This is a genomic window from Faecalibacterium sp. DFI.5.82 (assembly GCF_029076575.1).
In the GTDB taxonomy this organism is placed as follows: Bacteria; Bacillota; Clostridia; order Oscillospirales; family Ruminococcaceae; genus Faecalibacterium; species Faecalibacterium duncaniae.
In genome coordinates, this window is sequence record NZ_JARFIS010000001.1 from 145,748 (window position 1) to 171,291 (window position 25,544).

At 58.8% G+C, this 25,544-nt stretch carries 29 protein-coding genes, 4 tRNA genes and 1 riboswitch; of the genes, 24 read left to right on the forward strand and 9 right to left on the reverse strand.

The features are described 5' to 3' along the window. Positions 1-52 precede the first annotated feature (52 nt). From P0G09_RS00795 to P0G09_RS00860, 14 genes are all read left to right on the forward strand, one after another. Entirely contained in the window at positions 53-499 is a 447-nt protein-coding gene (locus P0G09_RS00795) for a zinc ribbon domain-containing protein (protein WP_275251681.1), read from the forward strand. Positions 500-692: 193 nt separating this feature from the next. Beyond that, the gene (locus tag P0G09_RS00800) at positions 693-1,424 is read left to right on the forward strand and encodes a MazG family protein (RefSeq protein WP_099357222.1); all 732 of its coding nucleotides are present in this window, start codon (positions 693-695) and stop codon (positions 1,422-1,424) included. A 39-nt stretch (positions 1,425-1,463) separates the two neighbouring features. Then, positions 1,464-1,733, forward strand: a complete 270-nt coding sequence (locus P0G09_RS00805) for an HU family DNA-binding protein (RefSeq protein WP_005933459.1) — start codon at positions 1,464-1,466, stop codon at positions 1,731-1,733. A 154-nt stretch (positions 1,734-1,887) separates the two neighbouring features. Further along, a complete protein-coding gene (locus P0G09_RS00810) occupies positions 1,888-2,133 on the forward strand; it encodes an RNA-binding S4 domain-containing protein (RefSeq protein ID WP_005933461.1) in 246 nt (81 codons plus the stop codon). Positions 2,134-2,294: 161 nt separating this feature from the next. Next, positions 2,295-2,561: a YabP/YqfC family sporulation protein gene (locus P0G09_RS00815; RefSeq protein ID WP_005933464.1), complete on the forward strand. Its 267-nt coding sequence runs from the start codon at positions 2,295-2,297 to the stop codon at positions 2,559-2,561. Beyond that, a complete protein-coding gene (locus tag P0G09_RS00820; protein WP_275251682.1) occupies positions 2,561-3,031 on the forward strand; it encodes a hypothetical protein in 471 nt (156 codons plus the stop codon). Before P0G09_RS00815 ends, P0G09_RS00820 begins: the two co-directional genes overlap by 1 nt. Positions 3,032-3,076: 45 nt before the next feature. After that, a complete protein-coding gene (locus P0G09_RS00825) occupies positions 3,077-3,382 on the forward strand; it encodes a septum formation initiator family protein (protein ID WP_098922849.1) in 306 nt (101 codons plus the stop codon). 73 nt (positions 3,383-3,455) lie between these two features. Continuing rightward, positions 3,456-4,007: a S1 RNA-binding domain-containing protein gene (locus tag P0G09_RS00830; RefSeq protein WP_097772496.1), complete on the forward strand. Its 552-nt coding sequence runs from the start codon at positions 3,456-3,458 to the stop codon at positions 4,005-4,007. 86 nt (positions 4,008-4,093) lie between these two features. Beyond that, positions 4,094-5,293: a class I SAM-dependent RNA methyltransferase gene (locus tag P0G09_RS00835; RefSeq protein ID WP_275251683.1), complete on the forward strand. Its 1,200-nt coding sequence runs from the start codon at positions 4,094-4,096 to the stop codon at positions 5,291-5,293. An 18-nt stretch (positions 5,294-5,311) separates the two neighbouring features. Further along, positions 5,312-6,181 carry a DUF5685 family protein gene (locus tag P0G09_RS00840; RefSeq protein WP_275251684.1) on the forward strand — a complete coding sequence of 290 codons (870 nt, stop codon included), beginning with the start codon at positions 5,312-5,314 and terminating at the stop codon, positions 6,179-6,181. Continuing rightward, positions 6,178-6,729: a hypothetical protein gene (locus P0G09_RS00845; protein ID WP_275251685.1), complete on the forward strand. Its 552-nt coding sequence runs from the start codon at positions 6,178-6,180 to the stop codon at positions 6,727-6,729. The genes P0G09_RS00840 and P0G09_RS00845 overlap by 4 nt, the downstream gene beginning before the upstream one ends. Before the next feature lie 467 nt (positions 6,730-7,196). Then, on the forward strand, positions 7,197-9,017 hold the full coding sequence (gene glmS / locus P0G09_RS00850) for a glutamine--fructose-6-phosphate transaminase (isomerizing) (protein WP_173016437.1): 1,821 nt from the start codon (positions 7,197-7,199) through the stop codon (positions 9,015-9,017). 66 nt (positions 9,018-9,083) lie between these two features. Continuing rightward, positions 9,084-9,158 (forward strand) — tRNA-Thr (locus P0G09_RS00855). 185 nt (positions 9,159-9,343) lie between these two features. Continuing rightward, positions 9,344-9,429, forward strand: a tRNA-Tyr gene (locus tag P0G09_RS00860). Between the two features lie 382 nt (positions 9,430-9,811). Here the strand turns inward: P0G09_RS00860 and P0G09_RS00865 are convergent. Both P0G09_RS00865 and thiT read right to left on the reverse strand, forming a co-directional pair. After that, positions 9,812-9,887: transfer RNA gene (locus tag P0G09_RS00865), tRNA-Ala, on the reverse strand. 144 nt (positions 9,888-10,031) lie between these two features. Further along, entirely contained in the window at positions 10,032-10,604 is a 573-nt protein-coding gene (gene thiT, locus P0G09_RS00870; RefSeq protein WP_005932129.1) for an energy-coupled thiamine transporter ThiT, read from the reverse strand. An 88-nt stretch (positions 10,605-10,692) separates the two neighbouring features. After that, positions 10,693-10,795: riboswitch (TPP riboswitch) on the reverse strand. Between the two features lie 110 nt (positions 10,796-10,905). On the opposite strand from thiT, the gene P0G09_RS00875 reads away from it, so the two are divergent. Continuing rightward, positions 10,906-11,151, forward strand: a complete 246-nt coding sequence (locus tag P0G09_RS00875; RefSeq protein ID WP_005932131.1) for a sporulation transcriptional regulator SpoIIID — start codon at positions 10,906-10,908, stop codon at positions 11,149-11,151. Positions 11,152-11,187: 36 nt separating this feature from the next. Here P0G09_RS00875 and sigG read toward each other — a convergent pair whose 3' ends face one another. From sigG to P0G09_RS00890, 3 genes are all read right to left on the reverse strand, one after another. Then, a complete protein-coding gene (gene sigG, locus P0G09_RS00880) occupies positions 11,188-11,952 on the reverse strand; it encodes an RNA polymerase sporulation sigma factor SigG (RefSeq protein WP_097770583.1) in 765 nt (254 codons plus the stop codon). A 234-nt stretch (positions 11,953-12,186) separates the two neighbouring features. Continuing rightward, complete coding sequence (locus tag P0G09_RS00885; RefSeq protein WP_197037331.1) at positions 12,187-12,876, reverse strand: sigma-70 family RNA polymerase sigma factor; 690 nt, start codon at positions 12,874-12,876, stop codon at positions 12,187-12,189. Positions 12,877-13,052: 176 nt separating this feature from the next. Beyond that, positions 13,053-13,937, reverse strand: coding sequence for a sigma-E processing peptidase SpoIIGA (locus P0G09_RS00890; protein ID WP_275251686.1), 885 nt, complete (start codon positions 13,935-13,937; stop codon positions 13,053-13,055). Positions 13,938-14,262: 325 nt separating this feature from the next. Between P0G09_RS00890 and P0G09_RS00895 the strand changes: the two genes are divergently transcribed. From P0G09_RS00895 to P0G09_RS00925, 7 genes are all read left to right on the forward strand, one after another. Further along, positions 14,263-14,339: transfer RNA gene (locus P0G09_RS00895), tRNA-Asn, on the forward strand. A 472-nt stretch (positions 14,340-14,811) separates the two neighbouring features. After that, positions 14,812-17,169, forward strand: coding sequence for a peptidase domain-containing ABC transporter (locus P0G09_RS00900; RefSeq protein WP_275251687.1), 2,358 nt, complete (start codon positions 14,812-14,814; stop codon positions 17,167-17,169). A 110-nt stretch (positions 17,170-17,279) separates the two neighbouring features. Next, positions 17,280-17,705 (forward strand): hypothetical protein, encoded by a 426-nt coding sequence (locus tag P0G09_RS00905; protein WP_275251688.1) that lies wholly within the window; start codon positions 17,280-17,282, stop codon positions 17,703-17,705. Positions 17,706-18,161: 456 nt separating this feature from the next. Then, positions 18,162-18,527, forward strand: a complete 366-nt coding sequence (locus P0G09_RS00910) for an endonuclease domain-containing protein (protein WP_097770588.1) — start codon at positions 18,162-18,164, stop codon at positions 18,525-18,527. Positions 18,528-18,706: 179 nt separating this feature from the next. Continuing rightward, entirely contained in the window at positions 18,707-19,162 is a 456-nt protein-coding gene (locus tag P0G09_RS00915; RefSeq protein WP_035393983.1) for a hypothetical protein, read from the forward strand. Between the two features lies 1 nt (position 19,163). Beyond that, the gene (locus tag P0G09_RS00920; RefSeq protein ID WP_097772406.1) at positions 19,164-20,276 is read left to right on the forward strand and encodes an HlyD family efflux transporter periplasmic adaptor subunit; all 1,113 of its coding nucleotides are present in this window, start codon (positions 19,164-19,166) and stop codon (positions 20,274-20,276) included. A gap of 36 nt (positions 20,277-20,312) precedes the next feature. After that, positions 20,313-21,812, forward strand: a complete 1,500-nt coding sequence (locus P0G09_RS00925) for an Ig-like domain-containing protein (RefSeq protein ID WP_275251689.1) — start codon at positions 20,313-20,315, stop codon at positions 21,810-21,812. A gap of 52 nt (positions 21,813-21,864) precedes the next feature. On the opposite strand, the gene P0G09_RS00930 is transcribed toward P0G09_RS00925, so the two are convergent. Beyond that, positions 21,865-22,176, reverse strand: a complete 312-nt coding sequence (locus P0G09_RS00930) for a type II toxin-antitoxin system RelE/ParE family toxin (RefSeq protein ID WP_117477312.1) — start codon at positions 22,174-22,176, stop codon at positions 21,865-21,867. Further along, positions 22,166-22,426, reverse strand: coding sequence for a type II toxin-antitoxin system Phd/YefM family antitoxin (locus P0G09_RS00935; protein WP_098922768.1), 261 nt, complete (start codon positions 22,424-22,426; stop codon positions 22,166-22,168). Before P0G09_RS00935 ends, P0G09_RS00930 begins: the two co-directional genes overlap by 11 nt. Positions 22,427-22,570: 144 nt before the next feature. Between P0G09_RS00935 and P0G09_RS00940 the strand changes: the two genes are divergently transcribed. Together P0G09_RS00940 and P0G09_RS00945 are read left to right on the forward strand one after the other, a co-directional pair. Then, entirely contained in the window at positions 22,571-23,566 is a 996-nt protein-coding gene (locus tag P0G09_RS00940; RefSeq protein WP_005932167.1) for an SPFH domain-containing protein, read from the forward strand. Next, positions 23,566-23,766, forward strand: a complete 201-nt coding sequence (locus P0G09_RS00945; protein WP_005932170.1) for a PTS ascorbate transporter subunit IIC — start codon at positions 23,566-23,568, stop codon at positions 23,764-23,766. Before P0G09_RS00940 ends, P0G09_RS00945 begins: the two co-directional genes overlap by 1 nt. Positions 23,767-23,913: 147 nt before the next feature. On the opposite strand, the gene P0G09_RS00950 is transcribed toward P0G09_RS00945, so the two are convergent. After that, positions 23,914-25,011, reverse strand: coding sequence for an FAD:protein FMN transferase (locus P0G09_RS00950; protein WP_275251690.1), 1,098 nt, complete (start codon positions 25,009-25,011; stop codon positions 23,914-23,916). Continuing rightward, a complete protein-coding gene (locus tag P0G09_RS00955; protein ID WP_097772399.1) occupies positions 25,008-25,430 on the reverse strand; it encodes a DUF3783 domain-containing protein in 423 nt (140 codons plus the stop codon). The genes P0G09_RS00950 and P0G09_RS00955 overlap by 4 nt, the downstream gene beginning before the upstream one ends. Positions 25,431-25,544 lie beyond the last annotated feature (114 nt).

The window sequence follows — 25,544 nt, forward strand, 5'->3', positions numbered from 1 at the left end:
ACCATCATCTGACAGCACACACAGGGCTAATGCCCGTAAGAGAGGTGTCATTATGGATTTCAATAAGATCAAGGAAATGGGTCTGGAATATGCGGAAAAGGGCCGCAATGCCGCCATGGATCTGGCAGAGCACGGCAGAACGCAGGCAAAGATCGTCTCGGAACAGACCAAGCTTGCCCGGGCACAGCGTCAGCTGGGTGCACTGGTCTACAGCCTGGCCAAGGGCAACGAGGAGAACCAACCCCTTGTGGATAAGTATATCGAGATGATCGGCAGCATCGAGGCCAACCTGAACGCCCTCAAGGAGAGCCTTGGCCCCGCTGCCGAGGTCATCACCCACGATCTGGACGAGGAGCCCGCCGAGGGCGGCGGCATCACCATTGAGCCGACCGTGGAAAAGGACAAAAAGCCTGACACGGACAAAAAGACCTGCCCCCAGTGCGGCGCGCCGGTCTCTGAGGATGCGCTGTTCTGCAACAAGTGCGGCGCACAGCTGTAACGCAAAAGCCTTGAAAGGGCGGTGTCCCCGTAGGGGGATGCCGCCCTTTCTGCACAGAAACAGGGCAAAGTGTGAAAATTCTGGAAACAATTGAAATGAAAAGCCGGAAAATGCGCTTGTCCCCTTGAAAAATCGCAGATTCTGCGGTACAATCGAGCTCAGGTTTTTGAGCAGAGGAAAGGGGAGTGCACCCATGCAGGACTGGCCCGAACGGGAACGCTACACGGCGGAGGATCTGCTGCAGATCATCCGCATTCTGCGCGACAGAGAAAACGGCTGCCCCTGGGATAAGGTGCAGACCCACGCATCCATCCGGAAGAACTTTCTGGAGGAGACCTGCGAGGCGCTGGAAGCCATTGATGCCGACGACGCAGCCATGATGCGCGAGGAGCTGGGCGACGTGCTGATGCAGGTGGCGTTCCATACCGTCATTGAGGAAGAGCGGGGCCGGTTCGATTTCGAGCAGGTCTGCCGGGAGGTGTGCGAGAAGCTGGTGTTCCGGCACCCGAACATCTTTGCCTCTTCGGCGGCTGAAAATGCCGGTATAAACAGCTGGGATGCGCTCAAAAATAAGGAAAAGGGCCGCACTACGCTGGCGGATGAGCTGAACACGGTTCCAGCCACCCTGCCCGCCCTGATGTATGCCCAGAAGATGCAGAAGCGTGCCGCCCGCAAGGGCGCGTTTGCGCAGACGGCAGAGGATGCCGCCGCTGCCCTGAAGGCTGCCGAGCGCGGCTGGGAGGAAGCAGTGCCGGAAAATGCCGCCGAGCGGGCCGGGGCGCTGCTGTTTGCAGCGGCCAATGCCATGCGGCTGGCCGGTGTGGACGCGGAAGAGGCCCTGACCTTTGCATCCGGGCGGTTCCGTCAGGAGCTGCTGCAAAAGACCGAAGATTCAGACGAGCAGGAACGCCCTGCCACTGTCTGATAGAAAAAGCTGAGTAAAATTTTGTGGAGGTACCCCATTATGACCAAGACCGATCTGATCGCACAGGTTGCAGCAAACACCGAGATGAGCAAGAAAAGCGCCGAGCTGGCTGTCAACGCCGCTTTCGACGCACTGAGCAAGGCAATGGCTGAGGGTGAGAAGATCACCATCTCCGGCTTTGGCACTTTTGAGATCCGTGAGCGTGCAGAGCGCCAGGGCATCAACCCCCGCACCCGTGAGCCCATCACCATCGCTGCCTCCAAGAGCATTGTCTTTAAGCCGGGCAAGGCTCTGAAGGATACCCTGTAAGTTTGATCTTTGCCGCCGGGGCCGCAGTGGTTCCGGCGGTTTTTTTGTAAAACCTCTCAGTCAGCGCTTCGCGTTGCCGGCTCCCCTGTCCGGAGGTGCGGCGGTGGACAAAGCGCAATGATGGAGAAGGACTGCTTTTCTGGAGGATCATAACATGAGACTGGATAAATACCTGAAAGTTTCGCGGCTCATCAAGCGCCGCACCGTGGCAAATGAGGTGGCCGATGCGGGCCGCATCCTCATCAATGGCAAGATCGCCAAGGCCAGCCAGGCGGTCAAGGAAGGAGACATCATCGAGGTCACCTTCGGCAACCGGCCCATCAAGGTAAAGGTGCTCTCTGATGTGGAGCCACGCACCAAGGATGTGGCCCGGGAGATGTACGAGATCATTTCGGAATAACCTCTCAGGCGCTTTGCACCAGCTCCCCTAATAGGGGAGCCAGGTTTATGCTGCTGCATCCTTGCCTCGCTTATTAGGAGAGGTGGCAGCCCGAAGGGCTGACGGAGAGGTTCTATCCCGCAAGCTGTTTGCATAACCTTCACCAGAAGGGGGAGAGGTGCATGGCAGAGCAGGCGGGGAACAGCGACCTCATCCTGGAGAACCGGGAAAAGCTGACGGTAACAGGAGTCAGGCGGGTGCTGCAGTGCAACGCGGAGAGCGCCGCCATTGAAACAGCCCGGGGCGTGCTGCAGCTGGCCGGGGCGCAGCTCAACGTGACCAGCCTCGACCTCGACAGCGGGGAAGTGAAGCTGACGGGCCGCATCGACACGGTGGAGTACACCGCCGCGCGCACCCCGGGCGGCTTTCTGTCCCGGCTGCTCCGCTGATGGCACCGGCCCTTGCGCCCGCGCTCATCGGGCAGGAGGCGGCTGCCTGCGCCCTGCTGGGCCTTGTGCTGGGCAGCGTGCGCGCGGTGTTTCCGGTCAGGGGGCGGGCGGCATTCCTGCCGGATATGGCCCTTGTGGGGGCTGTCCTGCTGGGGCTGCAGAGCTATGCCGCCGCCCTGAGCGCCGGGGGCGTGCTGCGGTGGTATATGCCGGGCAGCGCCTTTCTCTGTGCTTTTGGGGCCGAACGGCTTCTGCGGCCTGCCCTGCAGGCACTGGAACAGGGGCTGTTCTGGCTGGTGGCGGGGCCGCTCCGGCTGGCCCGGCGGGCATTGCAGCCGCTGGCAGCAGCCCGCAAAAACCGGGCGGAGCAGGCCGGAGCGCGCCGCGCGCAAAAAAGAAGCGCAAAAAAACCGAAAAAGAACTTGCCAAGCACACGGCGGTTGTTGTATAATTCTAACGTATCAAAGTAAGAGTACAGGCGTTTCGGGCCTGCTGAGCACAGGAGGCGCTGAAAAATGGCAAATACCACCCGGAAAAAGCGCAGACGCAGCCCGTTTGTGCGGACGATCCTTCGTCTTTTCTTCATTCTGCTGCTGTTGAGTATGCTGGTGGCCTACATCTCCAATCAGGTGTCCATCAGCTCCCGGCGTGCGGAATTGCAGACGCTGAACGAGCAGATCGAACAGCAAAAGACCCAGAACGAGGAGATGAAGCGCATCCTCAGCGGCGATGCCGACGATGTGACCGAGTGGGTCGCCCGGGATTCTTACAACTACGCAGCCCCCAACGAGCGCATCTTTGTGGATGTGACCGGCAACTGAGGGCACACCCCGCCGGGCAGCTCTGCGGACAGACCCGGTGCCCCCACAAAAAGAGAGCAAGGAGTATTGAGTTTTGGCAATTGAGGTAGGGAACGTACTGGAAGGCCGTGTGACCGGCGTAAAGCCCTTTGGCGCGTTTGTTGCGCTGCCTGAGGGCAAATCGGGCATGGTCCACATTTCCGAGGTGTCCAATGAATATGTGCAGGATATCAACACGGTGCTGCACGACGGCGATGCTGTGAAGGTGCAGGTCATCAACATTGCACCGGACGGCAAGATCGCGCTGTCCATCAAGCGGCTGCTGCCGCCGGCACCCCGTCAGCCGCGCAGTGACCGTGGGCCCCGGCCCGGCGGCCCGCGCCAGAACGGCCCCCGCGAGGGCGGCCATTTCGGCAATTCCCGCGGCGGCGGACGGCCCCCTCGTGAGGGCGGGCGCGGCCCTGCCCGGGACGCTGCCCCCCGTGTGTGGCAGCCCAAGGCCCCGGCCAAGAGCGATAACCTGAGCTTTGAGGATATGATGAGCCGCTTCAAGAGCCAGAGCGAGGAAAAGATGGCCGACCTCGACCACGAGACCAACAACCGCCGCGGCGGCGGTTATGCACCGCGCTCCCGCCGCGGCCGCTGAGCCATAGAACGAACCTGGCCTGCCCCAGCGGGGCGGGCCTGTTTTTTGGTGGTGCGGCAACGCCCACGGACAAGAAAGGAACCAGAATGCCTGCAAAATTTGAACTGATCGCACCCTGCTTCTTTGGCTGCGAGGCAACTGCGAAATTTGAGCTGACCCGCATCGGGGCCGAAAACATCCGGGTAGGGGATGGCCGCCTGACCTTTGCGGGCGGGCCGGAGATGATCGCTGCCGCCAACCTGAACCTGCGCACGGTGGAGCGCGTGATGCTGCTCCTCAACACCTACCCCGCTTCCACCTTCGATGAGCTGTTTGACGGCGTGTACAGCATCCCCTGGGAAGAGCTGCTGCCCGCCGATGCCGCTTTCCCTGTGACCGGCTCTTCCCTGAACAGCCAGCTCACCAGCGTGCCTGCCTGCCAGAGCATCATCAAAAAGGCTGTGGTCAAGCGCCTGATGAACAAGCATCATACCTCTGTTCTGCCCGAGACCGGCGCGGAGTACAAGATCCGTTTCATGCTGCGCAAGAATGTCTGCGAGATCATGCTGGATACCACCGGCGAGGGCCTGCACAAGCGCGGCTACCGCCGCAACGCCATGGAGGCCCCCATCCGTGAGACGCTGGCCGCGACCATTGCCGACCTGGGCCGTGTCCGCCGCGACAGTCTGGTGGAAGATCCCTTCTGCGGCAGCGGTACTCTGCTGATCGAAGCCGCCCAGAAGGCCATGAACATTGCCCCCGGCCTCAAGCGCCGCTTTGCCGCCGAGCGTTACAGCTTCGTGCCCGCTTCCCTCTGGGCCGAGCAGCGCCAGAAAGTGCTGGCGGAGTCCAAGCTGGATGTGGGCTTTGAGGCCTTTGGTTACGATATCGACCCCGCCGCCGTGGCACTGGCCAATGCCAACGCAAAGCTGGCCGGTGTGGAAAAGCGCTGCCATTTTGAGGTGGCCGATGTTGCTGACTTTGCGGCAAAGCCCGAAGCCATCGTTCTGACCAATCCCCCGTACGGCGAGCGGATGAACACCATCGAGGGTGCCGCCAAGCTGGCCCGCACCCTGGGCCAGCAGATGGCCGAGCATCCCTGCGCGGGCCTGTACGCCATCACTGCCGATATGGAGTTTGAGAGCCACTACGGCAAGCGCGCCAACAAGCGCCGCAAGATGTACAACGGTATGATCCCCTGCCAGCTGTATATGTACTACGAGGCCCCCAAGTTTGAGCACAAGGCAAAGCCGATGCCCAAGCAGGGCTTTGACGGGAAGCGTACCGTCGAATTCAAGAAAAAGTAAACAGGAGAATAAAAAGACATGGACGGTCGGATGCGGCCTTATCTTCCGGAACTTACCATCCGGGATTATAATATCTACCAATGGTACCTGCGGGGCGTGCAGTATCAGCTGAACACGACCTACGGGCTCTACTCGTGCAGTCAGCTGCAGCACAACGGGGTTCTGTTCGCACTGCTGTCAGACAGCCTGGCCGGGCGGGAGGCGACCTGCAAAAAGGTGCGCCTGCCCTGGACACTCTGCTGGAGGCCGATGATGTGCCAGACCCAGGGCATCCGGCTGGCCGCGCAGGTGGAGGTGCTGCTGGGCTGGCATAAGCTGCAGGACCGCCGCAGTGACGAACTGCCCTTCAAACAGCGGGTGAAGCGCACCATCGACCGCATCCTGCTCCGCCGCGCCTACGAAAAGGCCGTGCAGGAGAACCCCGCGCTGGAACGGCTGTTTGAACAGGAGCAGGAGCAGGCGATCGTTCAGATGAACCTGAACGCCAAGAACTACACCGAGGTTGCCGAGCCTATGAGCAACATCTACGGCGCGCTCTACTCCACGCTTGCCACCGATGAGAACAGCCAGCGCAAGAGTATGCGCTATATCGGCAGCTGCATCGGGCGGGTGTTCTACCTGCTGGATAAGGCGGGCCGTGTGGCCGATGACAAGCGGGCCGAGCGGTACAATGTGTATCTGGTCAATGGTGTCGAGGACCCCGGTGCTGCACTGGAAAATGCCCGGCGGCAGTCGCTGGCTGCGGCAAACGATCTGGTGCGCGCCTACGGGATGCTGGATGTCAAGCTGAACAAGAGCCTGATCGACAATATTATGATCCTGGGCCTGCGCCATGCGGTGGAGCCGCTGGACCCGGAGAACCAGCCCGTGCGCTGGGAGCTGCCGTGAAGGCCCGCAAGAGCTGGGCGATGGCCTACTGCGGCATGGCTGCTGCCCTGAGCGTGGCCCTGATGCTGCTGGGGGCTGTGGTGCCGGTGCTGATGTTCATTGCCCCGGCGGTGGCCAGCCTGCTCATCGCCACGGTCTGCGTGGAGTGCGGCAGGACCATGGCCCTGACAGCCTACGGCGCGGTGAGCCTGCTCAGCCTGCTCTTTGTGCCGGATAAGGAGGTGGTACTGGTCTTTGTGTTCCTGCTGGGGTATTACCCACTGGTCAAGCCCCGGTTTGAGCGCATTCGTCTGCCGCTGGTGCGGGTGCTGTGCAAGCTGCTGCTCTGCAACGGTGCCGTGCTGGCCATGTACGGGCTGGTGCTGCTGCTGGTGCCTGCGGGCAGCATTTCGCAGGAGCTGAAGACCACCGCGCTGGCGGTCTCGCTGGCCACCCTTGCCATGGGCAACGTGGCCTTTCTGCTGTATGACCGGGCGCTCCACAACCTGCTGCAGGTGTATCAGCTGGTGTGGCGGCCGAAGCTGCATAAGATGCTGGGAAAAAGATAATGGGTCAAACCCCTCAGGCGGGCTTACGCCCGCCAGCCCCCCTAATAGCGGGGCCCTTGGCATTTCGTAAAGTTTCCCTATATACACAAACTGTATTGCTCTGCCAAGGCCGCCCCTAGTAGGGGCGGTGTCATCCCGAAGGGATGACGGTGGGGTTTAATAGCAGGGCTTTGTCTAAGAGGATTCTAATTGAGAGGAGTGATGTCTACCACCAGTTGACACAAAGCGCCGGGCCACACGGGTGACAGCCGTGAGGGTGACGAGGAGAGAAATCATCGAAAATTTCGGCGGATGTTTCTCCGGCTGACCATGGGCTATACCAGCCGCAGAGAGGGGCAAAAATCGGCAGTGATACCGTAACAGATCCCCTCAAAGAAAGCCATACAAGAACATAAACTGTTACAGGAGGCTGACAGCTGTACTGCGCGCGTTTTTTGCGCCGGGCTGTCGGCATGGAGGTGTTTTGTATGTGTGGCATTGTTGGTTATGTTGGAAAACGGAATGCACAGGATGTTTTGCTGGATGGTCTGGAAAAGCTGGAGTACCGCGGCTATGATTCCGCCGGTGTGGCCCTGGCTTTGGAGGGCGGCATCCGGGTGGTCAAGAGCAAGGGCCGTCTGGCGGAGCTGCGCAAGCGGCTGGCGGTGGAGGCCCTGGCCCGGAGCGGCTGCGGCATCGGCCACACCCGGTGGGCGACCCACGGGGAGCCCAGCGATGTGAACAGCCACCCGCATTCCACGCCCCGGGTGAGCATCGTCCACAACGGCATCATCGAGAACTATGGTGTGCTGAAGGAGCGGCTCATGGCCAAGGGCTATACCTTTGAGAGCGAGACCGACACCGAGGTCCTGGTCAAGCTCATCGACAGCTGCTATGAGGGAGAGCCCCTCAAAGCCCTGCGCGCTGCTCTGGCCATGGTGCGGGGCAGCTATGCGCTGGCTGTTCTGTTCCGGGATTTCCCGGATACCCTGTTCGCGGTCAAGCGGGAGAGCCCGCTCATCGTGGGCTGGGGCGAAGAGGAAAACTTTATTGCGTCGGATATCCCGGCGCTGCTGAAATATACCCGCCGGTACAGCGTGCTGGAAGAGGGGGACATGGCGGTGGTGAACGCCGACGGCATCCGCTTCTACAATGAGTTCGCGGAGCCGGTGGAGCGGGAAGTTCTGACCGCCAACTGGGATCAGGAAGCCGCTGAAAAGGGCGGCTACCCGCACTTCATGCTGAAGGAGATCAACGAACAGCCTGCGGCCATCACGGCCACGGTGAGCCCCCGTGTGGAGAACGGTCTGCCCGACCTGCGCGTTCCTGAGCTGACGGATGAGCGGCTGCGCCGTATTGGCACGGTGCATCTGGTGGGCTGCGGCACGGCCATGCACGCGGGCATGGTGGGCAAGGCTGCCATCGAGGCGCTGGCCCGGGTGCCTGCACAGGTGGAGATCGCCAGCGAGTTCCGCTACCGGAATCCCATTCTGCGGCCGGAGGATCTGGTCATCATCATCAGCCAGTCGGGCGAGACCAGCGATACGCTGGCTGCCCTCAAGCTGGCCAAGAGCCGGGGCGTGCCGGTGCTGGCCATTGTGAACGTGGTGGGCAGCAGCATTGCCCGCGCAGCGGATTATGTCATGTACACCTATGCCGGCCCTGAGATCGCCGTGGCCTCCACCAAGGCCTACATGGTGCAGATGTGCGTGCTCTACCTGTTCGCCCTGCGGCTGGCTTACGCCCGGGGAATGCAGACCGATGCCGAGATCCGCCGCCTGACAGCAGAGCTGCTCCGGGCTGGGGAGGTCATCAAGCCTCGCCTGGCCGATTGTGAACAGATCAAGTATCTGGCCAGCCGTTTCGTCAATACCCAGAGCTGCTTCTTCATCGGCCGCGGGTTCGACTATTCGCTCTCGCTGGAGGGCAGCCTGAAGCTGAAGGAGATCAGCTATGTTCACTCGGATGCCTACGCGGCGGGCGAGCTCAAGCATGGCACCATCAGTCTGGTAACAGACGGCGTGCCGGTGATCGCCCTTGCCACCCAGAAGCAGGTCTACGAAAAGACCATCTCCAACGCCAAGGAGACCAAGAGCCGCGGCGCAAAAGTCCTGCTCTTCACCACCCGGGATGCCGTGGTGCCCGATGGCGTGGCCGACTATGTGGTGCGTCTGGATGACTACGATGACCTGCTGATGCCCCTGCAGCTCATCGTTCCGCTGCAGCTGTTTGCCTACTATATGGCTGTTCTGCGCGGCTGTGATGTGGATAAGCCCCGCAATCTCGCCAAGAGCGTGACCGTGGAATAACCGTAGAATCAGAAATCAAGCCTTGCCAAACCCGCCCGCTGGTGGTATACTATCTAGGTAACCGATGCTGGTGTGGCGCAATGGCAGCGCAACTGATTTGTAATCAGTGGGTTGCAGGTTCAACTCCTGTCACCAGCTCCAAAAAGACCTCAAAACGGAAAACGTTTTGGGGTCTTTTGTTGTTATAGAAAGTGCTTTTATTGCGGTAAAACGCAGGAAAATAGAGAACGACAGAAAAAGAGAAAATCCGTGGAAAAAGTAGTTGACAAATGCCACTTCAGATGATAAAATATACAGGCAGTCAGCGATGACTGCAAATAGGATATGGGCGTGTTCCCGAGTGGCCAATGGGGACAGACTGTAAATCTGCTGCTTTTCAGCTTCGGTGGTTCGAATCCACCCGCGCCCACCAAGAACTCCAGTATCCGAACCGGGTACTGGAGTTTCTGTTTTGTAATAACCTTCCCGGAGGCTAGGCGGGTGGATTCGAACAGCATCGACCCGCCGAACAGTCCGGCGGGGAAAAAAGCCCCTGCGGGGCTTTTTTAGATGCGCGGCTTGCGTAATCCACCCGCGCCCATAAAAAGACCGCCAGTGTAGAGATACGCTGGCGGGCCTTGGCATGGAGCTGGCGGCGCGGCGCGGAAAACACTACATGCGTTAAATCGGATAACGGTTTCGTTTGAGATCGGGGGTGTCACTGGCCCGCCTGCATGGCGAGCGGTGCATCCCTGATCTTTTTGCCGGAATAAAAAAGAAAAGCACCATACTTCCTACGAAGTACAGTGCTTTTTTGGTGGAGAATAGCGGGATCGAACCGCTGACCTCTTGCATGCCATGCAAGCGCTCTCCCAGCTGAGCTAATCCCCCACATATTTGGTTGGTGTCTTGCGACGTGAGTTATTATACCAGCCGGGCGGGCGGTTGTCAACACCCAATTTGAAAAAGTTTGCAAAAACAAAAAGCCCTGCCGGGCATAGAGCCGGGCAGGGCGCGGAACAAAGTGAGGATGGGTTAGGCCTTTGCGTGCTGGCGGTCAAAGATCTGCGGAGCCACACGGCAGAGCAGAACGGCGGCCACCATGGTCAGCAGGGTCTCGGGCAGCATATAGCTGCCGTTGTAAACCAGGCTGTAAGTCCAGGCGGACAGGCCTTCGTTCAGGTTGCCCCAGACCAGCACACCGGACAGGAAGCTGCACATGAAACGCAGGAAGCCTGCCATAAAGGTGCCCACGGCCACGCCGACCATCCGGTTCTTGAAGGGACGGGCAAAGAACTCGGCAGTACCCAGCGCCATAAAGGCCACCAGGTAGTCCAGCAGGACTTCACCCAGGAAATACAGGAAGGTCGGGGTCGGGGGTGCCCAGAAGCCCAGCAGCATCTGCAGGCAGCCGTTGACAAAGCCGGTGAACAGGCCCCACTTCACGCCGTGGCGGAAGGAGACCAGCACAAAGGGCAGCATGCTCAGCAGGGTAACGCTGCCGCCGTTGGGCAGGGTGAAGAACTTGATGTTGCTCAGCACGGTGCCAATGGCGATCATCAGGGCGCACTCCACAAGAATGCGGGTCTTGGAATAGGTTTTTGACATGGGAGATTCCTCTTCTCAGATAATAGTACACAAAAACAAATGCACCCGCACAAAAAGGCAGGCGCATGGGCTTCGTTTGTGAAGAGGGTGGACCTTTCCGCAAACTACCTACGCCGGCATTACCCGGATCAGGTTCGAGGGTACTCCGCTCAGGTGCGGATCTCAGCTTTTCAGCGCCCCTGTTTTTATGTCCAGCTCCCAGTATAGCGGCCAGCGCCCAAATGTCAAGCCCCGGCGGGCATATTGGCGGCCGCTGGCTCATATTTTTTAGGGAGACCGCAAACAGGGGAGGCGTGACCGGATGAACGTGGAGCCGGAGCAGCGGGCGGCGCTGCTGGGAGAGTACATTGCAGAGCACAGTGCCACGGTGCGGGCAGCCGCCCGGGCGTTCGGGTGCAGCAAATCAACGGTGCACAAGGATGTATCCACCCGCCTGCGGGCCGTGGATGCGGCCCTGTTTGCCCGGGTGCAGGCCGTGCTGGCCCGCAACAAGGCCGAGCGTCATTTGCGGGGCGGGGCGGCGACCAGACGCAAATACAAAAAGTAGGAGAGCGGTGCAGGGAGGCCTGTGCCGCTCTCCTGTTTATTTGTGCCGGAACTGCTCCAGCGCGGCCTTTTCCAGCCGGGAGACCTGCGCCTGGCTGATGCCGATCTCCCGCGCCACCTCCATCTGGGTCTCGCCCTTGAGGTAGCGCAGCTCCATGATCCGCTTTTCGCGCGGGGTCAGCCCGGCCACGGTCTGCCGGAACTCCAACCCGCTGATCCAGCTGTCCTCGCTGTCCGGGTCGCGCACCTGATCGATGACATACATGGCATCGCCGCCATCGGTGTAAAGGGGCTCTTCCAGGCTGATGGGCTCCACCACCGATTCCAGCGCCGCGTTTACCTCCCGGCGGGAAAGTCCTGCCTGCCGGGCCACCTCGTCCACGGTGGGCTCCCGGCCCAGCTGCTTTTCCAGCGTCTCCCGGGCCTGCATGGCCTTGTAGGCGGCGTCGCGCAGGCTGCGGCTGACCCGCAGGGCGTTGTTGTCCCGCAGGAAGCGCCGGATCTCCCCGATGATCATGGGCACGCCGTAGGTGGAAAACCGCACCGGCTGGGCCGGGTCAAAGTTATCGATGGCCTTGATGAGCCCGATGCACCCCACCTGAAACAGGTCGTCCAGATTCTCCCCCCGCTGCGCGAACCGCTGCACCACGCTCAGGACAAGCCGCAGGTTGCCCTCGATCATGGCTTGCCGGGCGGCGGCATCGCCTGCCCGCGCCCGGGTGAGCAGCTGCCGCTTTTCCGCTTCGGAAAGCACCGGCAGCTGGGCCGTGTCCACCCCGCATAATTCCACTTTGTTGTACATCCCCCGAACCTCCGGTTACGTTGATACCGGAAGTATGGGGTAAGAGGGCGGGGAAGATACATGGGAATTGTTAGCAGCCTCGCCCTCTCAGTCATTGCTTCGCAATGCCAGCTCTCCCAAAGGGAGAGCCTTTGGCAGGGCAACCGCAAGCAGGTGCTAAAGGCTGGGGCAGTCTTGGCTCCCCCTTTGGGGGAGCTGGCGCGTTAGCGCCTGAGAGGGTGAGCCAGCTGCCGGTTATTCCCGCTCCAGCACCTCTTTCAGCTGACGGATGATCCGCTTTTCCAGCCGGGAAATGTAGCTCTGGCTGATGCCAAGGGCATCGGCGGCTTCCTTCTGGGTGTGCTCCACGCCGTCTACAAGGCCGAAGCGCAGCTCCATGATCTGCCGCTCCCGGGGGGCCAACTGCTCCACGGAGCGCCGGAGGGTGGCGCGCTCGGCGGCCTGCTCCAATTGCAGGCCCACAAGGTTTTCGTCGCTGCCCAGCACGTCCGAGAGCAGCAGCTCGTTGCCGTCGCCGTCGGTGTTCAGGGGCTCGTCGATGCTGGCCTCCTGCCGCCGGTTGGAGCTTTTGCGCAGGTACATCAGGATCTCGTTGCCGATGCACCGGCTGGCGTAGGTGGCCAGCTTGATGTTCCGCGCGGGTGTAAAGGTGTTTACCGCCTTGATCAGCCCGATGGTGCCAATGGAGATCATGTCCTCCTGCGGCACGCCGCTGTTCTCGTACTTTTTGGCAAGGTAGACCACCAGCCGCAGGTTGTGGGTGATGAGGTCATCGCGCGCGGCGGCATCCCCCGCCATCATCCGGGTCAGCAGGGCCTTTTCCTGCTCCGGTGTCAGCGGCGGCGGCAGGCTGGGCCCGCCGTTGATGTAGTGGGCGGCGGAAGGGGCAAGAAGCGAGAGGAAAAGGCGGCGTAGAAGTGAAATAAGACGATGCAAGATGGTTCCTCCTTTGACGGGTAAACCCTCTCCGTCAATGCTAACGCATTGCCACCTCTCCCGAAGGGAGAGGCTTTGGCATTTTGGTAGAGTTTGAGCAAAAGTAATTAGCAGAAGTGGCCCGATTTGCCAAGGGCTCCCACTTTGGGGGAGCTGGCACGACGCTAGTCGTGACTGAGAGGGTGAGCTTGCTGAAAATGGTCCCCGGCTTCCACCCCCACCAGCACATCCCACCCATCGGGCGGCGGGAGGAGGTCGGCGAAGGCGGCATAGAGGTGCTCGGCCCTGCCTTGCCCGGCGGAGGAGCCGGTGCAGCACAGGCTGGCCGGGACAGCCGGCAGGATACAGTGCCCGGCCACGGTGGTGCAGGGAACAAGGCGCACCCCCAGCGCCGGGTCGGGCAGGGGAGCGGCCCCGGCAAAGTGCTGCTCCAGATAAGTACCCAGAGCGGGCGGCAGGCGGCCCTGCACGGCACCGAACCGCACCAGCACCACTGCCCGGCCCGAAAGCGGTTCCTGCACCGAAAAGCCGGTGTCGCAGAAGGCCCGGACATCCAGCGCTGTGTCTGCCACGGTGAGCCGGGCGGGGAACACCCGCCCGCCGCCCCGGCCCAGAAAGCGGAGCACCCCCTGCACGGCCAGCACCACCCCGCCCGCGCCCGCCAGCAGTGCCCCCGGCGAGAGGGGCAGGTAGATGCAGCCGTTGTTGGTCTGTGCCCCGGGCAGGAGCAGCGTCCCCGTCAGCAGCAGATTTCCCGCGCAGAACCACCCCACAAGCCGGGCAAAGCATCGGCCCCCGGGCCAGCCGTAGGCGGCGGCCACCGTGAGGGCGGCGGTTGACACTTTATATAAGAGCGCGGCAGCGTCCGGCGCTTCCGGGGCCAGCAGGGCCAACGAGGAAGCTGCCCCCGCCGCCCCGCCCAACAGCAGCCGCCCGGCCCGGCAATCCACCCCGGCCAGCAGCCCCGCCGCCAGCAGGAACAGCAGCGTGAGCGCAAAATTCGTCAGCAGCAGGACATCGAGGTAGATCACAGTCTTGATGGGCGGCACCTTCTTTCTGGTATTGATAGGGTAACAGAAGCGTAAGAAAAAGGATGTCGGAACACGGGCTCGCCCTCTCAGGCGCTAACGCGCCAGCTCCCCCAAAGGGGGAGCCAAGACTGCCCCGGCCTTTAGCAGCTGCTTGCGGTGGTCCTGCCAAAGGCTCCCCCCTCGGGGGAGCTGGCAAAGCCGCAAGGCTTTGACTGAGAGGGTTCAGTCCTTTTGAAAAACTTTTTTCACAAATTTCCAAAAAAGGCTTGCAAAAGGGAGCGGGAAGAGTTATAATACATCTCGCAGTCAATTGTGCGCTGCGGAATTGCGTTTTGAAAGATGTGCCTCTTTAGCTCAGTCGGTTAGAGCACCTGACTGTTAATCAGGGTGTCGCCTGTTCGAGTCAGGCAAGAGGCGCCATTAGGCGGCGAGGGCAACTTCGCCGCTTGTTTTTTAACCGGGTGTTGTAACCAATCTGAGACTTTTTTCACAAAATCTTCAAAATTAATGGTTTCTTAAAAAATGTCCTCTTGAAGATGCTGTCAGATTGTGGTATACTACACCCAAACCTTGGAACAGTTTTTAAACGTTCTGTGGTGATTGACTCAGATCAAAGGGTAGGCGCTCCCTTCTTTTGATAGCAGCGGACTTCTGCTTTGCCCTGGTTCTCCGCAGGGCAGGGCAAAGCAGAAGGCTATGCGCTGTTAAACCGGAGTGCAAAAAGAAAACCTTTTTCATTTGTCAGACCTACGGTTAAAACAACAGCAAACTGGGGCTTGTGCAAACAGACCGGGTGTGCTAGAATAAAAGCCGTAGTTTTGAAATAGACACAGTACATTGAAAAAGAGATCGTTTGCTTTTGGTTGTCGGTCTCTTGTAAAGGAAACATCGTATGCGTTATACCTATGTGCGGCAGCACGATTCTACGGACTGCGCGGCCGCTTCACTCGCAATGGTGTGCCTCCATTACAAAAAGGAAATCACCATCACCCGCCTGCGGGACATGATGGGAACCGACATGAAAGGCACGAACCTCGTTGGCTTGCAGAAAGCAGCCAATGAGCTGGGCTTCAGCACGGCGGCTGTCCGTGTTGACCGCGAAAACTTTTTAAGCGATTTCACACTGCCCGCAATTGCGCAGGTCATTACCGACCAGGGCCTGACCCATTTTGTGGTCATCTTCAAAAAGACGACCATCAAGGATGACGATGCCCGCCGCAAGCATGTGGTGCAGGAAGAAGAACGCAAGGCTGATGCAAGCAAAAAGTACAAATGCAAGGATTACGTCGTCATCGGCGACCCTGCAAATGAACTGAAAAAGATCAGCCTGGATGAGTTCTATAAAAACTTCACCGGCGTGCTGCTGCTGCTGAACCCCACAGCGGAGTTCAAGGGCGGCACCGGCAAGCATAAGGTGGAGGGTAAAGAGGAAGCCAAGGCAGCCCGCAACAACATGTTGAAGCGGTACATGGATCTGCTGCTTCCCCAGAAAAAGCTGTTTGCTTACGCTATTCTCAGTTCAGTGATCCTGACACTGATCGGCATCGTGTCCACCGTCTTTAATAAGGCGATCATGGACGAGGTGCTGCCTTACGGGTTGAAAAACCTGCTCATATCGCTCATTGTCGTGTTCAGTGTGGTCAACTTGACCAGCACGCTGCTCTCGACTGTGAGACAGTGGATCCTGATCTTTCTTTCCATTAAAATCGATATCCCGTTGATGCTGGGCTACTTCGAGCATGTGTACAAACTGCCGATGAAGTTCTTCGCATCCCGTAAGACCGGCGAGATCACCACCCGCTATTCCGATGCAAGCACCATCAAATCGGTGCTGACCAGCATTGCAATGAGCGTGGTCATGGACATTGTGATGGCCGTGGGTACAGGCTTTGTCCTGTTCCGGATGAACTCCTCGCTGTTCTCCATTACCCTGTTTACCACCGTTCTGAGCCTGCTGCTCGTCATCATCTTCAAGCAGCCCTACAAGCGGATCAATGAAGAGACGATGGTGCAGTCGGCCGTTTTGAACAGCCAGATGATCGAGAGCCTGCGCGGCATCGAGACCATCAAGTGCAACGCCTGCGAAGAGCGTGAGCTGGAAGCCCTTGAGCGTGAATATATCAAGAGCCTGAAGATCAGCCTGCGTTCCAGCAAGATCAGCACCAGCCAGAGCCTGATCTCCAGCGTGATTATGACCGTGTTGAACATGGTCACCACCTATGTGGGCATCACGCAGGTGCTGAATGGCCAGCTGACGCTGGGCGGCTACATGGCGTTCAGCACCCTTTCGGGCTACTTTACTTCTCCGGTGAGTGAGCTCATTGGTATGCAGATGTCCATTCAGGAGGCTTCCATCTCCATGAAGCGCCTGACGGAGATCATGGATTATGAATCCGAGCAGGACGATACCAGAGAGTACACCGAGATGGAGAGCATGGAGGGCGACATTGAGTTCAAGGATGTCACCTTCCGGTATGGCAACCGCACCCCGGCACTGGACCACATCTCCTTCACTATCCCGCAAGGCAAGAAGGTGGCGCTGGTTGGTTCCTCGGGTTCCGGCAAGTCCACCATCACCAAGCTCCTGCTCAAGTATTACGAGCCGGAGAGCGGCACCATCAGCGTGAATGGCGTTGATCTGGACGAGTACAGCAATGCATCCGTCCGCCGCTGCATTTCCTATGTCCCGCAGAACGTTGAGCTGTTCAGCAAGACGATCTTCGAGAATATCCGCATCTCCCGCCCCGAGGCTACCCTCGATCAGGTACGGGAGGCGGCCAAGAAGGCCGATGCACACGAGTTCATCCGCAGGCTGCCGCTGCAGTATAACACCTATCTGGAGGAAGCCGGCAATGGCCTGTCCGGTGGTGAAAAGCAGCGCATTGCGCTGGCCCGTGCGTTCCTGAAAGATTCGAGCCTTTACATCTTTGATGAATCGACCTCCAGCCTGGACTTTGGTACAGAGAATACCATCTTTGATATGATCTATAACCAGCTGGCTGACCGTTCGATGCTGATCGTGGCACACCGCCTTTCCACTATCCGTGACTGCGACCTGATTTTGGTCATGGATCACGGCCAGATCGTGGAACGCGGCACCCATGACGAGCTGCTGGCAAAGCAGGGCAAGTATTACGAGCTCTGGAACCTGCAGCAGGGCATCTTCCGCCGTAAAAAGGAAGAGCCTGCACCCGTTGCCCCCGCGGCAGTTGTTGAAGAAGACGACGATGGCGAGGCAATGACCTATTAAGTTGCAGCCGAGTGCGCACTCGGTTACATAAATGATCTTTGGATGGATGCGCAGCCGGAAAAAGATCGCTAAAATAAGTTTTTTCATTCATTTGAAGGGAGTAATTCATTATGATGATGCCTGCAAACTACTCTGTTATCGCAGAGAACGAAATGACCTACGTCAATGGTGGCGCTAACTTCATCGACGCTATCGGCGCTGTTACCGCTCCTATCTGGGACGTGACCAACGTTAAGACCTTCTCCACCAACATGGTTACCCTGATCGGCAACAAGTTCATCGGCAAGCTGGTTGACGGCACTCTGGGTGTTCTGTTCTCCGGCAACACCACTTGGGGTGATGTCAAGGCTGCACCCAAGAAGCTGTTCTCCACCGGCAATGGCATTGGCGACGATATCGCTAACTTCCTGGGCCTGACCGCTGCTGCTTACAACCTGGGCCGCGTTGATGTTGCTAACAAGGCTTCTTCTGCTTCCATCGGTATGACCCAGGGCGACGGCAAGACCCACGTTGTCATCGACGGTATCAAGTTCTAATCAGATCTGATCTGAAATTATGAAGCGTTGAGGAAACTGCACCGCCCTACTTGTTAGCGCGGGGCAGACAACAATGCCTCGTTATGGTGTGCCAGGAGGCGTGTGCCTCCTGGCACACCTTATTTTTATGTTGCTTATCGCGTTGCGGTAGGCAATTGTGTGTGGTAGAAGATTATGTTTATCCTTACAGGAATGCTCTTTACATAGTGACACTTTATCGCTGTGTGAGTGGCTTACCGTGAGCGTCCTCACCCTCTCAGGCGCTTTGCGCCAGCTCTCCCGAAGGGAGAGCCCTTGGCATAGCGCAGTGTACGGCGGGTTTCCCTTTGCGTAGTGTGAACGCAGACTTGCCCACAGTGCAGGGAGTGAATCATTCTGTCAAAACCTCCCACTTTGGGGGAGGTGGCAGCGCGTGTGCGCTGACGGAGAGGGTGAGCCCGGTAGAGGTATAAGCTGATGAAAAAGACGACAGTTGTCAAGAATAACGACATGCTGGATGTAGCCCGAAGACTTCGGAGGGAAATGACACCACAGGAGCAACGGCTTTGGTATGTTTTCTTGCGGAAATATCCGGTAAAATTCTACAAACAGCGGATCATTGAATCGTTTATTGTGGATTTTTATTGCGCGGATGCAAGATTGGTTATTGAACTTGACGGCTCACAGCATTATACTGAACAGGGGAAAGCTTACGATGAGGAACGAAGTGCTATCCTGCATGGCTATGGCTTGAAAGTTTTACGGTTCTCTAATCGGGATGTTAACAATCATTTTGATGCTGTATGTGAGACCATTGATAGGGAAGTACAAATTCGGATATAAAAGCAGCTGTGACCCTTTTTGTCAAGAGCTCCCACTTTGGGGGAGCTGGCAAAGCCGTTAGGCTTTGACTGAGAGGGTGAGGCCGCTTTGAGGAGAGTCTTTGGCAAAACGGTAAAAAAGAATCTTTTCCCCCAGACAATTGCTTATTGCAAACAAAAAAGAAACAGGTGGACATTATTATGAGAGAGATCCAAGTTGCAGAAAACAAGACCCTGAAGCTGACCAACGTTCTGGCACGCAAGATCGATGCCAGCGAGCTGGGCAACCTGGGCGTGATCCTGACCCAGATGCAGAACTTTATCAAGAGCCACAGCGCCATGCCGGTTGGCCCTGTGATCCAGTGCGTCAAGTTTACCTCCGGCCCCAACCCGGAGCCGCAGATCTATTTTATGATGCAGGTCAACCAGCTTATCCCCCGCCTGGAGCCGGGCTACGAGCAGGACGCTGTGCTGCGGGTGAAGGGCTGCCTGTACGCCCACTTCACCGGCCCCATGGACCACAGCAGCCTTGCCAGCCAGAAGCTGAACATCTATGCCTACGAGCACGAGATCGAGCTGACCGGCACCACCTACAGCATCTACGTCAATCAGGACAGCGAAAACGGTGTCATGGACGTTTTTATGGAGACAAAGTAATATGACCACTCGCATTCAGAATCTTTCCGACCTGCAGGACCGCCGCATTATGATGGAGAAGAAGCTGCCGGCCTTTGGCTACGCGCTCATTCTTCTGGTGGCTTTCCTCATGGTGTTTCTGGTGATCTGGAGCACCCAGAACAAGCGCACCTACGTCAGCCAGTCCACTGGCTCAGTGCAGGCGGCCAACAAGACCTATATCATGTCCAGTTACTCCGGTTCCATCACCGAGCTGAACATCTCGGAGGGCAGCTATGTCACCGAGGGCGACCTCATTGCCCACATCAAGAGCACTGATCTGGACATCCAGCAGGACAGCTACCAGAAGCAGCTGGACATCTACAAGAAGCAGAAGAGCCAGTACGAAAAGCTGCTCAAGTCCATTCAGGACGACAAGAACTACTTCAGCGAGACCGACATCGACGATCAGCCCTATTACTACCAGTACGAGAGCTACAAGAGCCAGGTCAGCCAGAAGGCGTTTGATGCTTCGCCCTATCAGGCCGCCGGTTACACCGACGAGCAGATCAAGACCCTGATGGAGCAGAACCAGAGCGAGGTGGAGAGCCTGTATTACTCCACCCTGCAGTCCATTTCTGCCAACCTGACCAGCGTGCAGGCCAACATTGACAACATCGAGGCCCAGCTGGATGCCCTGAACACTGGCGCGAACGATTACTATATCTACGCTCCCACCTCCGGTGTCATCCACATGGACACCCCCTACAAGGTGGGCATGGTGCTCAGCGCAGGCTCCGCTCTGGCCACCGTGGCCAGCGAGAACAGTGACCTTGAGATCGTGGCGGCTGTCACCGTCAACGACCGGCCGCTGATCAACGTGGGCGACCCCTGCAAGATCGCCATCACCGGCCTGTCGGAGTATTCCTACGGCACCCTGACCGGCACTGTTACCTCCATCGACAGTGACGTGACCACCAACACCAGCGGGTCTTACTACAAGATGACCATCAAGCCGGACAACACCTATGTCGTGAGCACCAGCGGCGACAAGGTGGACCTTTCCAACGGCATGAGCGTCACCGCCCGTGTGGAGTACGATGAACTGACTTACTTTGACTATGTGATGGAGGCCCTGGGCGTGCTGTTCCGCTAAGCGCCCGCCGATTCCACGCCCAAGAGGTACGAAAGAATGAAACTGAACCCGAAACAGCTGGCCGCCAGCGCGGCTTTGCTGGGTGTGCTGGCCTGTGCCGCCGCCCTGCCTGCGTCGGCTGCCGGCCCTGTTACCGCGCCGCTGGCCCTCACGCTGCCCAAGGTGAGCTTTCCCTGGGATAAAGTTACCGCCGAGAGCATCGAGACCGGCAGCTACGATGCCGCCCCGCTGGCGGGCACGGCCCAGCAGCTCTCCCCGGTGACCACCCCCGCCAATGCCGCCAGCAAGAACGGCGTGACCTATGTCTCTGATAACCCCAATGTTGTCTCGGTGGACAGTGAGGGCGTGGCGCAGGCTGTGGGCCTGGGTACGGCCAACATCACCGCCACCTGCGGCGGGGTGAGTTGCACCTATACCATCACCCCCCAGCCGGATGCCAGCATGATTGCCACCGAAATGGATATCACCCTTGCATCCAGCACCATTGCCGTGGGCGAGACCACCAGCCTTTCGCTGGCAGTGCTGCCCACCTCGGCGGCCAACTATATCAACGTCAACCTGAGCTCTTCCAATGAGAAGGTGGCCACCGTCAACAACTTTGGCAAGGTGACCGGCGTTGCCCCCGGCAAGGCCACCATCACCGCCACGGACGGCAACGTGAGCTGCACGGCCACCGTTACGGTGGTTGCGGCCAACACCAGCACCGTCTCCAGCCAGTCCATCTCCCTGAACACCAACTATGTGGTGCTCAAGCCAGGCTCCTCCAAGACCATCACCGGCAAGGTGTCGCCGGCCTCTGCCAGCCAGAGCCTGACCTTCAAGAGCCAGGACAAGAGCATTGCCACCGTCAGCGGTTCCGGTGTCATCACCGGCGTTGCCACGGGTGCCACCTCCGTGGTGGTCTCCAACGGCACCGCCTCCACCTCGGTCACGGTCATCGTCAACCGCACCGCCTCCACCTCCGGCAGCAGCGATACCAGCGGGGAGGGTACCGAGGACAACGTCACCACCGATGCCACCGTTGCCGCCATCCAGAACGCCGCAGGGGAGGAAGTGTCCCTCTATCAGAGCGACGTGCCTGCCATTACCGGCGAGATCCTGAGCGCCCTGCGCACCACGGGCCGCAGCCTGATCGTGCTGGGCGAGGATTATACCCTGCGGATCGATGGCACCAGCATCAAGAGCACCCAGGGCGGGTTCAGCACCGCCCTGACCTTTGCCCCCGATGAAAACGGCCTGAGCTTCCAGCTGGGCGAAAGCGGCGCGCTGCCCTGCGTGGTGCAGATCACTCTGACCGGTGAGAACGCCGCTTACAGCCGCCTGTATCTGCACAACACTGCCAGCGAAAAGTGGCAGTTCCTGAACAGCTACAAGGATGGCACCATCACCGCCGATATGGCTGGCAGCTACCTGCTGACCAACCAGAATCTGCGCTTCACCAATATCAACTGGACCTTCTTCATCGCCGCCGGTGCGCTGACCGTGGTCTGCCTGATCGTGTATATCGCCGTCAAGAAACGGTATTGGTTCTGGTAATTATAACTGTGCGTAATAAAACCTCCCACTCATTCGAGTGGGAGGTTTTGTGTTATAACAATGTTTCGTAATTCTGACGGCCATAGAAGAATCGAAGCAGGTAAACAGTCTTTTGTGCTTCATCCACACGGTAGATCAGCAGGTAATGCTTGATGACAGCTTTACGGTAGCCCTTGGAAGAAAGCCGAGGGTCGCGGCACTGCTCGTAGAGATAGGGCATCTGCTCCAGTGCGGTGTAACACTTCTCTACCTCATTTGCAAAGGCTGTGGCGGCTGTCGGGTTTTCCAGCGATAAGGCAAGGTAGGACAGGATCGCATCCAGGTCTGCCTGTGCAAGGGCTGTTTCAACCAGCTTATATGCCATAACGGGCTCTCAATTCCTGCAAGGCGCTGCGGGCATCCAACGTCTGCCCGGCTTCCACCTGCTGCTCGGCAGCATCCAGCTTGGCGTATGCGTCCAGAAGCTGCATCTTTTCTTCATAGGCTTCCATGCTCATAATGACCATATCGCCATAGCCATTTTTGGTGATATAGACAGGTTCTTTGGATTCACTGCACATCTGGGAGACAGCGGCAGTGTTTTTGAGGTCGCGGATCGGAATAATACGCGGCATGATATCAGCTCCTCTCTGTGGCTTTATTGTACCATAATAATGCCACGCCTGCAAGACTGGAATTCGCTTGACAACCTCAATACAATGTGATATGATTTTGATATCAGAAAGAAACTTCCGAACCCTGTAAAGGAGGGACATTTTATGGAAGAGAAGATCTTACAGACCAAGAAGAACGGCATGACCATGCTTCTGCTGACCCTGCTGGGTTATGTGGCTGCGGTTGTGGTGGGCGGCATCGGTTTTGTAATGCTGTATACTACCTTCCTGGGTTTTATCCCGCTGGCGATCGCTGTCATCTATGCCATCATCGGTATTTTCCTGTTCGCGGGTCTGAAAGTCCTCAAGCCCGAGGAAGCGCTGGTGCTGACCCTGTTCGGTGATTACATCGGCACCCTGAAGGGGGAGGGCTTCTACTGGGTCAATCCCTTCTGCACTGCCGTCAACCCGGCTGCGGGCACGGTCCTGAGCCAGAGCGGTGATGTTCAGCAGCGCCCTGTGGTGCAGGCCGACCGCGAAAAGGACGGCAAGAAGATCTCCCTGAAGGTGATGACCCTGAACAACTCCCGCCAGAAGATCAACGATTGCCTGGGCAACCCGGTGGAGATCGGCATTGCGGTGATCTGGCGGGTGACCGACACCGCCAAGGCCGTGTTCAATGTAGACAACTACAAAGAGTACCTGTCCCTGCAGTGTGACAGTGCCCTGCGCAACGTGGTGCGCATCTACCCCTACGATGTGGCTCCCAACGTGGACACCACCGGCGACGGTGTGGCCGATGAGGGCAGCCTGCGCGGCTCCTCGGAAGTGGTGGCAAAGCGCATCCAGGGCGAGATCCAGAAGAACGTCACCGCCGCCGGGATCGAGATCATCGAAGCCCGCATCACTTATCTGGCCTACGCCCCCGAGATCGCAGCGGTCATGCTGCAGCGTCAGCAGGCAAGCGCCATCATTGATGCCCGCAAGATGATCGTGGACGGTGCCGTGGGCATGGTGGAGATGGCGCTGGACCGCTTGAGTGAGAACAAAGTGGTGGAACTGGACGATGAGCGCAAAGCGGCAATGGTCTCCAACCTGCTGGTGGTGCTCTGCGGCAACCGTGACGCGCAGCCCATTGTGAACAGCGGCAGCCTGTACTGATGGCTGAGCCGAAAAAGCAGATCCCCCTGCGCCTGAATGCGAAGCTCTACGATGCCCTTGCCGCGTGGGCTGAGGATGACTTCCGCTCGGTGAACGGGCAGATCGAGTATCTGCTCACTGAGTGTGTGCGTCAGCGCAAAAAGAACGGCAAGTACGTCTCTGACCAGATCGACGTGCCGCCCGAACTGGATATCAAGTAAAAGAACAACCCTCTCAGTCAAAGCCTGTTGGCTTTGCCAGCTCCCCCGAAGGGGGAGCCTATCGCTGGCCTGGGATAAAGGCAGCATAGCCTCGCCCTTCAGGAGAGGTGGCATTGCGAAGCAATGACGGAGAGGGTCGTTCCTTATTTAATTCGTATGCTCGCTCCACCCGCTGGAGGTGACCACTTCGCCATCGGTGGTGCACCAGAGGGCTTCCACGCCGTCCAGCGATTCTACGAGCTGCTTGCCCTCTTCCAGAGGCAGACAGAACAGGCCGGTGGTCAGGCAGTCGGCCACACCGGAGTCCGGAGCCAGCACGCTCACGCCGTCAAAGTAGGCGGCGGGCCAGAGGGTGGCGGGGTCGATGAGGTGGTGGTAGCGCACACCGTCCACAACGTAGTAGCGCTGGTAGTCGCCGCTGGTCACAAGGGAGAGGTCACTCATCTTGACGGCGGCTACAGTGGAGCTGCCGTTGGTGTAGACCTCGGAGGAGTTCCACGGGTTTTCCACGCCGCCTACCCACTGGGAGCCGTCCGGCTTGGTGCCGATGGCCCGCAGGTTGCCGCCCACGCTGATGAGGGCGCTGGTCAGGCCCCGGGCTTCGGCGGCCTGTGCGGCCTGCTCCACGGCGTGGCCCTTGCCCACGCTGCCCACGTCCAGCGACATGGCCGGGTCGGCCAGATAGACCGTTTTGGCATCTTCATCAATGATGAGGTTGGCGATATCGCAGTGCTGTGCGGCGGCATCCAGCTCTTCCTGCGTGGGCAGCTGGTTGTTGCTGTCGTTGTCATCGGCCAGTGCAGCCTCGCGGTAGTTGTGCCAGATGTTCAGCACACTGCCCAGCGCAATGTTCAGCTTGCCGCCGGTGGTGTCGTACATGGTCTGGGCCAGCTCCAGCATCCCGAGGATCTTGTCATCCACTGTCACCGGGGCAGTGCCCGCATTGTCGTTGATGGTCTTGATGTTGGTCACGCCATCGTAATCATTATAAATATCATAGAGCTGGTTGTACTCCACAAGGTCGGCGTGGAGCGCGTCCATCTGGGCGGTGAACTCTTCCTCGCTGTCGCAGTAGGCGATGACCTGCGTCACGGTGTCGAACACATCATAGAACACGGTGGAGTAGCGCTGCGGGCCATCGGCGGCGCTGGAGGCGGTGGAGCCGGAGGTGCTGCCGCAGCCAGCCAGCAGGCTCAGGCTGAGCGCAGCCGCCAGCAGGGCAGAAAAAATACGCTTGGTCATCATGCTTTGGCGGTCTCCTTTGCGGCGGTAAAGGCGGTGTGCTCTTCCTGCAGATGTGCCAGCAGGTCACCGAACACCCAACTCTTGCTGGTGGGGGTCACAACGGCCTTGAGGGGGATGTTTACCTGTGCCTGCTTCATCAGGTCGAGCAGGGTGTCCACATCCTTATCCTTGAAGTTGGCCAGCACCAGCGCCGGGGGATAAGCACCCGGCTCCAGCACCAGAGTGCGGGTGGTCTTGACCTCCACCTCGCCCAGCAGCTGGGCCACGGTCCTGCCTGCATCGGCAGGGGAGACCAGCAGCAGCTTCATCCCGAAAGCGGGGGCCATCCCCTCCAGGATGCCCCGGTCAGCGGCAGAAAGGTTCCAGCCCAGCGCCAGCGGGATGCCGGCATTCTGGTTGCGTGCAATATGAGCTTTCATAGAAATACCTCGTTTCAAGGGTGAATTCAAAATACACCATAGTATACCATATTTGATGACAAAAGAAAACAACCCCCTCAGTCACGCTGCCGCGTGCCGAGAGGGTCGTTCCAT